9 protein-coding genes are annotated in these 14,593 nt (G+C 73.8%); 7 read left to right on the top strand and 2 right to left on the bottom strand.

The annotated features are described in order from the left end of the window. Nucleotides 1-228: 228 nt before the first annotated feature. The 3 genes from ACIPK4_RS21145 to fxsT are packed head-to-tail and all read left to right on the top strand — an operon-like array spanning nt 229 to nt 7,438. Nucleotides 229-1,776, top strand: a complete 1,548-nt coding sequence (locus ACIPK4_RS21145; protein ID WP_402314760.1) for a hypothetical protein — start codon at nt 229-231, stop codon at nt 1,774-1,776. Then, nucleotides 1,773-2,942 carry an AAA family ATPase gene (locus ACIPK4_RS21140; RefSeq protein WP_402314758.1) on the top strand — a complete coding sequence of 390 codons (1,170 nt, stop codon included), beginning with the start codon at nt 1,773-1,775 and terminating at the stop codon, nt 2,940-2,942. Before ACIPK4_RS21145 ends, ACIPK4_RS21140 begins: the two co-directional genes overlap by 4 nt. Next, nucleotides 2,942-7,438, top strand: a complete 4,497-nt coding sequence (gene fxsT / locus ACIPK4_RS21135) for an FxSxx-COOH system tetratricopeptide repeat protein (RefSeq protein ID WP_402314756.1) — start codon at nt 2,942-2,944, stop codon at nt 7,436-7,438. The genes ACIPK4_RS21140 and fxsT overlap by 1 nt, the downstream gene beginning before the upstream one ends. Nucleotides 7,439-7,554: 116 nt before the next feature. Here fxsT and ACIPK4_RS21130 read toward each other — a convergent pair whose 3' ends face one another. Beyond that, nucleotides 7,555-8,862, bottom strand: a complete 1,308-nt coding sequence (locus ACIPK4_RS21130; protein ID WP_402314754.1) for a cation:proton antiporter — start codon at nt 8,860-8,862, stop codon at nt 7,555-7,557. A gap of 177 nt (nt 8,863-9,039) precedes the next feature. Between ACIPK4_RS21130 and ACIPK4_RS21125 the strand changes: the two genes are divergently transcribed. The 4 genes from ACIPK4_RS21125 (at nt 9,040) to ACIPK4_RS21110 (ending at nt 13,542) form a co-directional block, all read left to right on the top strand. After that, the gene (locus ACIPK4_RS21125; protein ID WP_402314752.1) at nt 9,040-10,233 is read left to right on the top strand and encodes an alpha/beta fold hydrolase; all 1,194 of its coding nucleotides are present in this window, start codon (nt 9,040-9,042) and stop codon (nt 10,231-10,233) included. Next, nucleotides 10,230-11,378 (top strand): caspase family protein, encoded by a 1,149-nt coding sequence (locus ACIPK4_RS21120; protein ID WP_402314750.1) that lies wholly within the window; start codon nt 10,230-10,232, stop codon nt 11,376-11,378. The genes ACIPK4_RS21125 and ACIPK4_RS21120 overlap by 4 nt, the downstream gene beginning before the upstream one ends. 142 nt (nt 11,379-11,520) lie before the next feature. Beyond that, nucleotides 11,521-11,748, top strand: a complete 228-nt coding sequence (locus ACIPK4_RS21115) for an aldo/keto reductase (RefSeq protein WP_402314748.1) — start codon at nt 11,521-11,523, stop codon at nt 11,746-11,748. 33 nt (nt 11,749-11,781) lie between these two features. Beyond that, nucleotides 11,782-13,542, top strand: a complete 1,761-nt coding sequence (locus ACIPK4_RS21110; protein ID WP_402314747.1) for an HEXXH motif domain-containing protein — start codon at nt 11,782-11,784, stop codon at nt 13,540-13,542. Nucleotides 13,543-14,028: 486 nt separating this feature from the next. Here ACIPK4_RS21110 and ACIPK4_RS21105 read toward each other — a convergent pair whose 3' ends face one another. Beyond that, nucleotides 14,029-14,448, bottom strand: a complete 420-nt coding sequence (locus tag ACIPK4_RS21105; RefSeq protein WP_402314745.1) for a hypothetical protein — start codon at nt 14,446-14,448, stop codon at nt 14,029-14,031. Nucleotides 14,449-14,593 lie beyond the last annotated feature (145 nt).

Genomic DNA, 14,593 nt, shown 5'->3' with positions numbered 1-14,593 from the left:
GGCATGGCATCCGGTGGCACCGCAGCGCGACACCAGGGCGGAGGGTGCCGGAGAGCGCCTCCCACGCGTCGGCTGCGTCCGCGGAAGGCTTCTATTCGGCCAAGCCATGGGTTTCTGCGGGACGTTCCCAGGGGATTGATCAGTTCTTATGGTGGCAAAGAAAGCCCCCGTGATAATTTCGCGGACCGGCGAGGGGGCTCGTGCCGACTTCTGGGGGATGGTCGGGGGGTGGGGATCGTGGTGGTGCGGCTCGGCGTCGGGGAGAAGGCGCGCTTGCGGATGGCGCTCGTGGACGAGCTGAGTGCGCTGGACTGCGTCCGGGACCCCCGCGAGCGGCTGTTGTTCGGGCAGAGTGTCGGCGGATACCTCGAAAGAGCTCTGGATCTGCCCGGCACGAACGCCCGGAACGATACGGTCGCCCTTGTGCAGGCGGTGTTACGGGACCAGCAGGACGTGGAGACGGGCGTGGACGCGCTCCTCTACGCCGTCGAGCTGCACGAGGGCAGTGACGTCGCCGGGCGCGTGCGGGAGCGGGTGCTGCGGGCCTGGGAGCCCGAGTCCTCCTCGGCGACCCCCCTGCTCGGCGTGTTCGAGGACGGGGAGCTCAAGGCCGCCCGCGCACTGCTGGCCGGGCACACGGGGGTGGACGCGGGCGAGTTGGTGGACCGGCTGAGACGGGAGCTGCAGCTGGACCTGCCCGGCGGGCTCACGGCCGGCCGGCTCTTCGATCACCTGCTCGACCTCAACGCCCAGGCCGGCGGGCTGCCGCCCGCCGTGGTCCTGCTGGAGTGCCTCGCCGAGCTGATGCCGCGGGACAGCGAGCGGCGGCGTCGCCTGCGGGAGTGGTGCGAGACCTGGGCGGCCGGCGCGGGAGCGGGCACCGACGAGGCCCTGCACCGCCGGCGCGAGCGGGCGGCCACCCCGGGCCGGCCGGGCACCACGGAGCTGTCCGGCGGGGACGTTCCCCGCTGTCTGATCGTCATGGTGGATCCCGCCCTCGACGGCTCCCCCGACATCTACGTGCGGCACTGGGTCAACCGGACCGCCGGCCACTGGGCCCCGGTATCGGGCGCCCTGGAACGGGCCACCCCGCCGACCCTGGGCACGGTGGTGGAGCGGGCCGTCCGGCGCGGTGAGGCGTACTGGGCCGACGCGGACCGCGCCGGCGAGGACCCGAGCCCGATCCACATCGAGTTCGTCCTCCCGTACAGCATGCTCAACCACGACGTCGCCGGACTGGGGTTGCGCGAGGCGGGCGAGGACGAACCGGTCCCCATAGGGCTGCGCTACTACGTCCACCTGCGCAGCCTGGAGCGGATGCGTACCCGTGACCCGGCCCAGCTGCGCCGCTGGCGGCTGCGCTGGCAGACCCTGCGGGCGGCCAGCGCCGCCCGCCCGCACTCCTGGACGGGCGCCGATCCGACCACGACGGGGCTGCGCATCTGGCGCAACAAGCTGGTCGCGGACCAGCACTTGACGGCGGTGACGCTCAGCGCCCCCGCCCTCGAGGGGCAGGCCCTGGAACCGCTGAAGGCGGCCATCACCGAGGGCATCGGCGTGGCGCTCTGGGACCGCCGCGACCCCGCGCTGCAGGCGCTGGGCGCCCCGCTCGACATGCTCGTCGGCTATCCCACGACCCAGCTGCCCGGAACCATCCACCGGCTGCGCATGAAGGCCGAGACCGAAGTGAACGGAATGCAACTCCCCGGCCGCCATGTGGCGTTCTTCTACGATGACCCGTTTCGGCTCATCGACTGCGAGGAGGTACCGGCGTGACCGAGTACGAGCAGGAGCCGAAGCCGGAGCACGACGCCGCCCCGGCCGTCGGCGGCACCACCGGGACCCCGCCGGGCGGATCCTGGCGCGTCTTCCACGCGACCGGCGCGGCACCGGCCGGTGACCCGCCGGCCATCCCGCCCGCCCCGCCCTGGCGGGAGTTCCTGGGCGCGCCGCTCCAGCCAGCCCCCGCGGACGACGACCTCGCCCTGCACCGCCGTCTGGGTGCGCACGACGCCCGGCCCGGGCTGCGGGACGAGGAGATCGACACCGTCAACGCCGCTCTGCTGCTGCGTCGTCCGCTGCTGGTGTCCGGGCCGCCCGGGGTGGGTAAGTCGACCCTCGCCTATCTGGTGGCCCGCGAACTGGGCCTGGGGCGGGTGCTCCAGTGGAGCGTCGTCAGCCGGACCACGCTGCGCGACGGGCTCTACGAGTACGACTCCATCGGCCGGGCCCAGGCCATCGCGGCCTGGCGGGCGGGCGCCGACCAGGAGACCACGGACGTCCGGCACGCCGGCCCGCCACCGCCCGCCTCGCCCGCACCCGGGGCGCCCTCCGCACCGCGCGCCGCCGGGTCCCGTCCCGAACCCGCGCCCTACCTGGGCGACTTCGTCACCCTCGGCCCGGTCGGCACCGCCCTGCTCGCCTACGCCCGCCCCCGCGTCCTGCTGATCGACGAGCTCGACAAGAGCGACATCGACCTGCCCAACGACCTGCTCCACGTACTGGAGAACGGCAGCTACACGGTTCCGGAACTGGTCCGCAGCGCCCTGCCGAAAGTCAGCGTGTTCACGGACGACCCGGACGGCCGGGCCGAGATCGTCGGCGGCCGGGTCGAGTGCCGGGAGTTCCCGCTCGTGGTGATCACCAGCAACGGCGAACGGGAGTTTCCGGCCGCCTTCCGGCGCCGCTGTCTGCCGCTGGAGATGCGTCCGCCCAGTCGGGAGCAGCTCGTCTCGATCGTGGTCAGTCACCTGCGGAGCAGGCCCGAAGCGGTGGACGCACTCATCGACGACTTCGAGCGGCGGGTGCGTACCGGCGGCACGCAGTCGGTCGACCAGTTGCTCAATGCTGTCCATTTGACCACAGCGGGTGGTTTCCAGGCGGACTCCGACGGGCGTAAGCTCATTGAACTGCTGTTGCGCGACCTCGCGAAAGGCCGCTGATGGACGGCACTCCCAGGGAGCGCGCACCCGACGCCCGTACCGGGACGGACGGTCCCTCCGGCGACGGTACTACCTGGCGGGAGATCGCCGACGCGGTCTGGCTCGCCGCGGCCCGTCGGGCCTCCGACGCGGCCCCGGAGCCGACGGCCGGGGAGCAGTGCCCTCCCACGGAGAACGCCCCGGAGGACGAACCGGGCGACGCAGCGGAACGCGACCCGGAGCAGGCCGGTGACGTGCCCCCGCCCCCGAGCATGCCCGGCGGCCCGCCGCAGGCCGGGCCGGGGTCGGAAACGGACGGTGCCACCGGATCCCCCGTCACGCCCCCGCCCGCGGCCGAGCGTTCGGGCGAGGACGGCCCGGTGGGCATCCCGGAGAACGGCGCCGAAGCCGAGGCCGAGGCAGGCCGCGCCGTGCCCGTCGTCCTCGGCGCCCGGCGGGCCCGCAGACCGGTGCCACTACCCCTGGCCAGGGCGCTGCACCTGCTCAGCCGCAGCATGCCCGCCCGCCACCGCAAGGAGCTGGACGAGGAACGCACCGCCCGGTACGGAATCTCCGACAACCTGTGGGTGCCGTACCTGCGGCCGGCCACCGAGAAGGCGTTCGACCTCGTGCTGCTCGTCGACGCGGCGCCGACCATGCGGATCTGGCAGCAGCGGATCGCCGCGATCGCCGTGGAGGCGGCCCGCAGCGGCGCGTTCCGGGACGTGCGCACGGTGCGGCTGGAGTTACCCCCGAGTGGCCGGGCCCGGCTGCGCTGGCCCGGGGAGGGGACCGGGGACCCGGCGGAGGTCATCGACGCGCGCGGCTCCCGGGTGCACCTGCTGGTCACCGACGGACTGGCGCACGGCTGGGCCGGACCCGCGGCGGACGACCTCCTGATGCGACTGGCGCGCAGCGGGCCCACGGCGCTGGTACACCTGCTGCCCACGTATCTGTGGCACCGCTCCTCCGCCGCGCCGTACCGCGCGGAGCTGGAGGCGGGCGGCTTCGGCGCGCCCAACACCCGGATCGGCCGCGGTCCCGCGTCGGAGGACCCGGCCGGGGAGCCGCCCCGGGGGGCGGAGGGCAAGCCGGTCGTCCCCGTACCCGTGCTCAGCCTCAAACCGGAGTCGTTCACGGCGTGGGCCGAGCTGGTGGCCGGGGAGCTCGGCGTACGGCGGACGCTGCCCTTCCTGCTCGCCGGGACGCTGGCCGACGGCCGGCCGACACCGGGGCTGCTGCCGCCGCGGACGGACGGGCCCGGCTCCACGGAAGCCGCCGAGGCCGCGGTGCGCCGGTTCTTCTCGCTGGCCACGCCGACCGCGCGCCGGCTTGCCACCCATCTGGCCGCCCTGCCCTTCGAGTTCGAGCTGATCGAGGAGCTGCGCGACCGGGCGGTTCCGGAGGCCGGACCCGGGCACGTGGCCGAGCTGCTGATGGGCGGGCTGATCGACTGGGAGGGCGAGGGCTCGGACGGCCGCCCCGACTTCGCCGAGGGCGTCCGGGAGGCGCTGCTCGCCACCGGCACCCGCAGCCAGCTCGCCCGGACCGTGAGCCTGTTCGCCGAACTGCCGAGCGCCCGCGGGCGCGGCGTACGGCTGCGGGCCGCGCTACAGGACCCCGAGCACGCCGCCCTGCCGGAGGCGACGGCCGCCGACCGGCCGTGGCTGCGCGTCGAGCTGGCCGTGCTCAAGGCCCTCGCGGGCCCCTACGCCCGGCGCGCCGACCGGGTCCTGGCCGCCGTCGGCGCCGGGCCGGGCGGCGCCGGGCCGGGCGGCGCCGGGCCGGGCGGGGCAGCCGGGGCCGGCAGCGTCAGTACGGACTCCCCCTTCATCACGGCGGGTGGCTCCGGTCCTCCCGGCGCACCCGATATTCCACGAGAGGGCATACCTGCCCAGGAGATCACCGTCCCCACGTACGACGACGCATCCCCTGGAGCACCTGTGCCGACCACGACCGACCCCTCAGACCCCGCAGTCCGGAAGGCTGAACCGATCATGGACACCAAGTCCCAAACCCTCTTCGTCCGCTCCGGCCAGCCGAGGGTCATGGGGAACGTCCCGCCGAAGAACCCCAACTTCACCGGCCGGGAGAGCCTCCTGGCGGCCGTCGAGGAACAGCTGCGGTCGGACGAGACGGCCGCGGTGCTCCCGCACGCCCTCCACGGCATGGGAGGGGTCGGCAAGTCACAGCTGGCGATCGAGTACATCTACCGGCACAGCCACGAGTACAACGTCATCTGGTGGATCCCCGCGGAGCGGGAGAACCTCATCCTCGGCGCCCTCGTCGACCTCGCCCGCGCCCTGAACCTGGAGGTCGGCCCGCAGGCCAACACCGCGGTGCCCGCCGTCCGGGAGGCGCTGCGCACCGGACGGCCGCACGACAACTGGCTGCTGGTCTTCGACAACGCCGAGGACATCGAGACGGTCCGCGGCTACTTCCCCACCGGCGGCCCCGGCAAGATCATCGTCACCTCCCGCAACCGCGACTGGGAGCGGGTCGCCTCCCCATTGACCGTCAACGTCTTCGAGCGCGAGGAGAGCATCGCCCTGCTCCAGCGCCGGGCCCGCGACCTGAGCCACGCCGATGCCAACCGCCTCGCCGAGGCCCTGGGCGACCTGCCGCTCGCGATCGAACAGGCCGGCGCCTGGCACGCCGCCACCGGCATGCCGGTCGGCCAGTACCTGGACCTGCTGGAGCAGCGCCGACCCGGCATCCTGGAGCTCGACCCGTCGCCGGACTACCCGGTCTCGGTCGCCGCCGCGTGGAACATCTCCCTGGACCAGTTGGCCAACACCAACCCGGCCGCACGCCAGCTCCTGGAGATCTGCGCCTGCATGGCGCCCGAGCCGATCCCCCTGAGCATCCTGCGCGGCACCCGCAACGTGGACATCACCCCGGAGCTGGACCCGGTGCTGCGCGACCCGGTGCTGCTGGCACGGGCCACCCGCGACCTCAGCAAACTGTCGCTGATCAAGCTCGACCACAAGAACGGCACCCTGCACATCCACCGTCTGATGCAGGCGGTGCTCGCCGCCGGCCTCGACGAGAGCCGGACCGAGGATCTGCGGCGCGCGGCGCACCTGCTCCTGGCCACCGCCACGCCGGGGGCCCCCAACGCACCCGACCAGTGGCCGGCGTACCAGGCTCTGCTCCCGCACGTGATGGCGAGCGGCGCGGTCCGCACCTCTGACCCGTGGGGCCGCGAACTGATCAAGTCCATGGTGCTCTACCTCTACTACTGGGGCGCGCACGAGACCGGTGTCGAAGTGGCCCAGGAAGCGTGGCAGACGTGGACCGCCCGGTCCGGCGAGGAGGACCCGCAGGTCCTGGTGATGGGCAAACTCCTCGGGTTCCTGCTGCTCCAGACCGGCGGCGTCACGCAGGCCCTGGAGCTGTTCCAGAAGGTACTGGAGATCTCCCGGCGGGATTCGATTCCCGAGGAGGACCTGATCGACTCCATGACGCAGATGGCCGGCGCGCTGCGCTACAAGGGAGACTTCTACGCCGCCCGCGCGCTGGACGAGGAGGCGGACAGCCGGGCCCGTGACCTGATCGGCCCGGAGGAGCCCGCCACCCTGCTGGCGGCCCACAGCTACGGCGTGACCCTCCGCGCGTGCGGTCAGTTCGCGCAGGCCCGGGAGCTGGACGAGGAGACCGCCCGGCAGTGGGACGTCCTCTACGGCTCCACCAACGGCCTGACGCTGAACACGATGAACGGCCTGGCGATCGACATCCGCGAGAGCGGCGACTACCCCGCCGCCCGTGTGATGCAGGAGGAGACGTACCGGATCTACCGCACCGTCTTCGGCGAGGACAACGCGGCCACCATCCGCGCCGCCCGCAACCTGGCGGTGTGCCGGCGCCGGGACGCGGCTCTCCAGGAGGCCTCGGACCTCACCGAGGAGACCCTGGCGCGGTTCACCCTCCGCTACGGTGCCCAGTACCCGGACACCCTGGCCTGCGCGGTGAACGCCACCGTGGACCGGCGGCTGCGCGGGGACTTCACCGCCTCCCGGGAGCTGGGCCTGCAGACCCTGGAGCGCTACCGGACGACGCTGGGCCCGCAGCACGCGTTCACCCTGATCACGATGACCAACCTGGCGGCGACCCTGCGCGCCCTCGGTGAGGTCGAGGAGGCCGAGGCCTTGGACCTGGAGTCCACGGGCACCTTCCGGGAGACCCTCGGCGAGATGCACTCCTTCACGCTGACCGCCGTCCTGGGGCTGGCGAACAACCACTACGCCAAGCTGGACTTCGACGCGGCCCGCGCCATCGACGAGGAGAACCTGCCGAAGTTCGTCCGCACCTGCGGCCCCGACCACCCGCTCACCCTCTCCTGCCGGGCGAACCTGGCCCTGGACCTGCGCGGGCTCGGCCGGATCCAGGAGGCCGACGAGCTCAACGCCGAAGCCGTGGAGGGCATGACCCGGGTGCTGGGTCCGGACCACCCCTGGCTGGTGGCGGCCCGGCTCCACCAGCGGATCGAGTGCGACATCGCGCCGATGCCCCTGTAGGAGACGTACGGCGGCACTCCGTCCTCACAGGTGCGGAGTGCCGCCGTCCGAATTGCCGTGCGCCGCGGTACCGCCCAGGTCGCGTACGCGGCGCCACCCAGGCCGCGTGAGCGGTGTCAGAGGGCCTCGGCTGACGATGCGTCGACCGGGGTGCGGGGTGATGGCGGTGGAGTGTCCCCGCCCGGGGCCTCCGCACGCGCCCGCAGGCGGCGTACGACGGCCAGCAGGGGCTCGGTGGCCACCGTGGTCGCCAGGGCCATCAGCACCAGCGCCGTGTAGAGCCGGCCGCTGAGCAGCCCCGCCTGCAAGCCCGCGTTCAGCGCGATCAGCTCGGTCAGACCCCGGGTGTTGAGCAGGACGCCCACGGTCCGGGCATCGTGCCGGTCCAGGCCCGCGAGCCGGGCCGCAACGGTCCCGCTCACCACCTTGACCGTCACGGCGAGGAGGGTCACCGCGACCACCGCGACCACACCTGTGGAGTCGAGCGCGCCGATCTCCACGCTTCGGCCGGAGACCACGAAGAAGAACGGCAGCAACAGCATGCCGATGTCGTGCAGCGGCCGGACCAGGTCCGGGTCCAAGGTGCCCCCCTCCTCCCGCGGGGTGACCACGCCGGCGAGCAGGGCGCCGAAGATGACGTGCAGCCCGAGTGCCTGGGTGACCCAGGCCGAGGCGAACGCGAAGCCCACCAGGACGGCGAGCCGCACCGACGGATCGACCCCCGAGCGCCACAACAGGCGGCGCAGGACCGGCCGGGCGGCGAGCAGCATCACGGCCGTGAACCCGAGCAGCAGCACCAGCCGCACCGCCCTGGAGAGCCCGCCCTCCGCCTCGGTCTCCAGCAGGGTGCCCACCAGGACGGTCCAGCCCATGACGTCGATCACCCCGGCGGCGGCGACGGCGACGATCCCCGGCACCGTCCCGGCCAGGCCGTTCTCCCGGACTATGGCCGTCAGGACGGGCACGGCCGTGATGGACAGCGCCACGCCGAAGAACAGCACCGAGGCCGCGGACATCTCCTGGGGCGCCCCCAGTTCCGCCAGCCGGCGGTGGAAGAGCAGCGCGGCCGCGCACCCGGCCGTCATCGGCAGCACGAACGCCGCGAGCGAGACCGCCACCACGGTACGGGCCCGGCCCCTGACCACGCCGAGGTCGAGTTCGTATCCGACGGCGAACAGGAAGAGGACCAGGGCGATCTGGGAGAGCCCGGTGAGCACCGGGCTCAGCGCCGGGGGGAACAGAATCCGCGCCAGTCCCGGGAAGAGCCCCGCGAGCATGGTCGGGCCGAGGGCGATGCCGGCGATCAACTGGCCGATGATCGTGGGCTGTCGCCACCGCCGGGAGAGCCAGCCCGCGGTGTGGGCGACGATCAGGATGAGCGCGGTGGCGCCGATGAGATGGGTGATCATCGCATCAGTACCCATACGGTCCCCCTCGAGGAGTCCGGCGCCGGGCCGGAACGGCCACGGCTGGTGCACGGCAGACCAAAGAGCGCGCACCCGGGGTCGAGGGGCACGATTTCAGCATACTGCCAAGTTGACGGCTCGTTATGTGCCACGATCGCGTTCAGGGCGACTGGTTGACGTCAGAGGTGGGGGCTTATGACGACGGCATTGTTCATCCACGGCACGGGGGTCCGGGAGCCGGGGTTCTCCGAGCTGTTCGGGCGCTTCTCGGCCGGGCTGCGCGCCGTGGCCCCGGCAGTCCGCCCGGTCCCGTTCTACTGGGGAGGGGAGTTCGGCGCGACGCTGGCGGCCGGTGGCCTGTCCCTGCCGCAGCCGGGCGGACGCAGCCGCGGCGGCCTCGGAGAGTCGCCCGACGCGGCCCCGGCCGAGGACTCCGACAGCGAGCGCTGGGCCGACCTGTACCGCGATCCGCTCGTCGAACTGACACTGGCCGCCGCCGACGGCCCGGCCGCCCCCGGCGAACTGCCCCTCGGCGCCGCGGTTCCCGGGGAGCGGCCCCGGGCGCTGCTGGCCGCCCTCGACGGGAAGACGGCCGATGTCGCCGAACGCACCGGCGTACCGGAACGGCACCTGACCGAGGCCGCTCTGGCCCTCACCCGCAGCCCGCTGCCGGGCCGGGCCGCGAGCGGCCTGCCCGACGACGAGGACCTCGCCCGGCTGCTGGCCCGGGCGGTGGTCGCGGCGGCGCTGGCCGCCGTACTCGCCGAGGACGCGCCCGTCGTCCCCGACGGCGGGGCCCGGGACGCGGCCGTGGCCTCCCTGGCCGAACTCATGGGGGCCCGTCCGATCGGCTCCGAGCGTGGCCTCGGAGCCCTGCTCGCCCGGCCGGCGCTCCGGCTCGCCTCCCATGCCGCGGTCCGGCGCCGCCGCGCGCTGACCGAGGCCGCCCATCCGGCCGCCGCCGACATCATGCGCTACCTGGCCCGGGGCGCGGCTGTGCGGCAGAGGCTGCGCGAACTGATCGAGGAGCTGCCGGACCCGGTGGTCGTGGTCGGGCACAGCCTCGGCGGCATCATCGCCCTGGACACCCTGGTCACCGCGCCGCTCCCGCAAGTGGAACTGCTGGTGACGGTGGGGTCCCAAGGGCCGTTCCTCTACGAGAGCGGAGCCCTGCCCGGGCTCACCCACCCGGAGCCGCTGCCGCCCCACGTGCCCGACTGGCTGAACGTCTACGACCGGCGGGACCTGCTCGGCTACCTCGGGGCCGGGCTGTTCCCCGACCGGGTCACCGACGTCGAGGTCGACAACCGGCAGCCGTTCCCGGCCGCCCACAGCGCCTACTGGACCAATCCGGCCGTCTACCGCGAGATCGCGGCCCGGCTCGCGTGACGGGGACCGCGGCGCCTGCGCCGGAGCGCACCTTCGCAGTGGTCGTGGGCATCGAGCGGTACGCCGCCGGGACCGGCTGGGACCTGCCCGGGCCCGCCGGGGACGCCCTGCGCTTCAGGTCCTGGCTGCTGCGTACCGGCGTACCGGATCGGAACATCCTGCTCCACCTGGATCCGCTGACCGACCCGGACGTTCCGTACCGGCCGGCCGACCACGCGACGCTGCGGCAGCTGGTGGTGTCGGAGCTGCATGGCCTGCGGGGCGAGGCGCTGTGGGTGTGGTGGGGCGGGCACGGGGTGCTGGACCGGGCGGAGCAGTTGCGGCTGTTCTGCGCGGACGCCACCACCGCCGACAAACGCAACCTCGACCTGGACTCGATGCGCCGGACCCTGGCGAGCGACGCCTTGCCCGGCTTCGGCCGGCAGATCTGGATCGTGGACGCCTGCCAGACGTTCGAGGAGGAGTACGGCTTCCAGCACACCCTGCCCGCCGAGACGCTGCCCGTGGGGCGGCGGGTGCAGTCCCACCAGCAGACGCTGCTGCTGGCGGCGACCCGGGGGCAGCGGGCGACGAACGATCCCACGCGCGGCACGGGTCTGTTCTCGGCCAGTGTCCTGGACGCCCTTGACAGCAGGCGCGGCGCGATCGGCTCGGGTGCGCCGCAGTGGCCGGATCCGGAGGCACTGTTCGAGGACGTCCAGGAGCGGGTGGAGCGCCTGCGGGCCGAACGGCGCACCGACCAGTTGCCCATGATCTGGTTCTACGGCCCCCAGCGGTCCGAGCACCCGGCGCCGCCGGCCCCTGCGCCGCCGGCAGCGCGGCCCGCCGCAGAGGCGGCTAACACGCCCGGCCGGCCGATGGAACGCCTGATCGGCGCCCTGCTCGCCTACCCGATGATGACCGATCCCGAGGAACGACAGGCGATCGTCACGGAGTTGGGCGAGGCCACCCGCACGGTGGAAAGGATGCGCAGACACGCCAAGCCGCGCACCGACCTCATCGGGATCGTCCGGGCCCTGAGCGAGGTCCCCGGGGAGCTGTGGCTGCTCCACGCCGCGGTCACCCTGCTGGACGACGACGACCAGCGGGCCGTGGCCCTGGAGGCGGCCGTCCACGCGTGTGCCGGACCGCGACCCGCCGGGTGAGGGGCCGAGCCAACGTCAAATGGCTTGATCACATGGGCTTTTCGTTGCCGCCCCCGTTCGTCATCATGGAGGTGACTCCGGCAGCGCCGGCGACACGCCCCGCCCGATCGGTGGGAGTGGGGCACTTGAAGGGGGAAGCACGTTGCATGAGCCGGCCAACGCGGACCGTCCCGGTGCGGACCACCGTCCCGGTGCGGACCGCGGGGAGCACGTCGAATCCGATCTCGCGGATCTGACCGGGGTGAGCCTCGCCGCGATGCGCGGCGTTCCCGCACGGTTGCGCAGCCGACGGCTGCTCGCCCAGGCCCGCCGTGCCCGGAGCAACACCATGGGGCACAGCAATCCGACCGGCGGGGCCAGGGCTGAGTAGATGGCGTCGCAGGAGCACGGAGCGCGGTTACGGATGCCCGCCGCCCATTTCGACGAACTCGCCTCGGGCGGCGGTTCCGCCGAAGCGGTCGCGTTCCTGGTCCGCGTCGAACGCACCCGGCGTCTGATGCTCCTGGGTGAACTGCTCGACCGGCTGAACGAACTGCCGGGTGCACTGGGCGAACTGGGTCAGGTCGCTGCGGTCTGGGAGTTGTTCGCCGAGGCGGCCGAGGCGGAACCGGACGCGTGCGAGGCGTTGTTGATGAGCCCGCACATGGGCTGCTGGACGGCACACATGGTGCGCCGCCTCCACGGCACGACGGGTGGCCCACCGATGTGGGCGGATGCCGGGCACCTGTGCGCCATCTCGCTGACCGCACGGATCCTCGCCGGGCTCGATGTCGAACTGGACGTGCCCCTGCTGGACGGAGGCCTGTCCCTGCCCACCCTGGGCCTGGCCAGGATCGGCGGTCTTCAGGGCTACGGCACGGCCCGGGCCCGGCTGCGGGGCGGCGATCTGCACCTGGCCTCCGGCGGCCGCACGATCCTGGTCCGCCCGCTGGACGGGGCCTGGCGCAGCCACTGGACCCCGGCGCGCACCTTCGCCGGCACGTCGACCTGGCTGGACGACCTGGACCCCTACCGCGACCTGGACGAACCGGTCCCCCCGCAGCCGCTGTCCGGTGCGGAGGCGGAGCGCTGGCAACGGCTGTACACCGAGGCCTCGGCCATCCTGGAGGGGACCCCTCCGGACGGGGCGGGCGGGCCCGGCGGGCCGGACGGGCCCGGCGGCCTGCGGGTGGCCGAGGTCCGGCGCATCGTGCCGGCGGACCTCGCGGAGCCGGGCGGGCCGACCCGTACGGCATCGACGGCACCGGGTCCCGCCCCCACCGACATACTGGTCAGCGCGACCACGTCGGACGCCTTCGGTTCCATGGTCGTCTCCCGTCCGCCCGACGCGCTGGCGCTGGCCGAGGCGATGGTGCACGAGTTCCAGCACAGCAAACTCGGTGCACTGCTCCATCTCTTCCCCCTGCTCCACGACGACGGCGCCGAGATCCACTACGCCCCGTGGCGGCCCGATCCGCGCCACACCACCGGGCTGCTGCACGGCGCGTACGCCTTCACGGGGGTCACCGGTTTCTGGCGGGACCGCATGACGGACCCGGGCGTGGACCCCGCGATCGCGGGGTTCCAGTTCGCGCTGCGGCGCCTGCAGACCAGGCTGATCGTGCGTACGCTGCTGACCCGGGCGCGGCTCACCGCAACCGGCACCCGGCTGCTGCACGGGCTGGCGGCCACCCTCGACGGCTGGTTGCGCGAGCCCGTGGCACCACGGACGGCGGAGCGGGCGCGGGCCGCCGCGCTGAGCCACCTCGTCGAGTGGCGGCTGCGGAACCTGCGCTGCGACGAACCCGAACGGACCGCGCTGGCCGCGGCGTTCGCCGCGGGTGGCGCTCCCCCGCCGACCGGTGCGCACCAGCCGGTGCCGGCCGGCGCGCCGGGGCCGTGGCATGACCCGCGCACCCGGCTCTACCGCGATCCGCCGCTCGCACCGGCCGGAGCCGACGCCCAGCTCGTCGCCGGGCTCCCGCGCACGGCCCAGACCCTGTACGCCGAGACCCTGCGCCGGTCCCCCACCGACCCGCACGCCCTCAGCGGCTGGCTGCTGGCCGAGGCCGCGCTCACCCCGGCCCACCGACGGCTGCTGGGCCGCCCGGAGCGTCTGGCGGCTCTGGCGCCCGGCACGCCGGAGGAGCTGCGGGAGGCAGCCGCCTGGCTGGCCGGGTCGTAGGCCCTGGTGCGTTTTTCAGCCGGTGCCCGGCCCGCGGGATCCGGTTCGGCCCGCGGGCGCCCCCGACCACGGCGGCGTGCGGCCAGGATGCGGCCGCACGCCCGGCCCGTGCCGTGCGCAGACGGCCGCTCGGCGAGGACGATGACCGTGTGGTGGCCCCAGGCGAACGCGGCCCGTCGGACGGACGCATCCGATCACCCGGCCAACCGGCCAACCGGCCGACGAGAAAGCAACCCCGGCTGCGCGGCCGGGGAGGTCGCCGAGGCGGATCTGGGGCGAGGAACTGCAGGGGCGCGGCGCGTACTGCGCAGGCCGGCCATGTGGTGCCGACGGGGGCCAGGGGTGCACCGCCGGTGCGGGTGACCGGGGCGTCCGGAGCGACCGGCCCGCCATCGAGGAGGAGCATCGTCATGCCGGGAATGTGCGTGCAGGGGTACGGCGGGCCGGGAGGCAGGGTCGGTCAGGTGCTCGAACAGCGGGAGCAGCTCACCTGCGGGCCGGGGGCGCAGGCGGGCTGTCGAGGTCATCGGCGTGTTTCTGCAGCATCGCGACCAGGTGCCGGCCGACTGACGGGGCTTCGGCGGGGATGCCGCGGTCGAGGGCGGCGTCGAGCATGCCGGCGAGCTCGCGGGTGTGGTGGGCGAGGGCAGCGGCTGCGAGCCGCACGGCTTCAGCGGGGCGGTGGCGGCGAGCGAGCTGCTGGGTGAGAGTGGCCAACGCTTCTCCGGGGAGGGCGGTGAGCGGTCGCCCGGCGTCGAGCTCGTCTGCGAGGCGGCGCAGGATGGCGGCGGCGGTGGCGCGCGGGAGGTTCGAGCGTACGTCGACGGGGCCGTGGTTGGGCAGCGTCACGATCAGGCGGTGCGTTTCGAGGGACGCAAGGGTGATGACGTCGGGTGTACGGGTCACGGGGCGGGGCTCCTGTCCGGGTTCGGGACGCTGCTCACGGGTGCGAGCCGGGAGGCGACCGGCCGTGCGGACCGGCCGTGCCGAGGAGCCGGAACGGCACGCATGAGCGGTTCTGTGGAACCCAGAGATCGTGCGAGGGGCGGAC

The organism is Streptomyces sp. NPDC086989, from assembly GCF_044745505.1.
Classification (GTDB): domain Bacteria; phylum Actinomycetota; class Actinomycetes; order Streptomycetales; family Streptomycetaceae; genus Streptomyces.
Note: the sequence above shows the minus strand (reverse complement) of the source record. Positions and strands in the feature narration are given on the sequence as shown.

Coding starts and splice junctions, on each gene's coding strand:
- ACIPK4_RS21110 (WP_402314747.1), top strand. CDS start 11,782: ATGCCCGCCGCCCATTTCGACGAACTCGCCTCGGGCGGCGGTTCCGCC.
- ACIPK4_RS21130 (WP_402314754.1), bottom strand. CDS start 8,862: ATGGGTACTGATGCGATGATCACCCATCTCATCGGCGCCACCGCGCTC.
- fxsT (WP_402314756.1), top strand. CDS start 2,942: ATGGACGGCACTCCCAGGGAGCGCGCACCCGACGCCCGTACCGGGACG.
- ACIPK4_RS21125 (WP_402314752.1), top strand. CDS start 9,040: ATGACGACGGCATTGTTCATCCACGGCACGGGGGTCCGGGAGCCGGGG.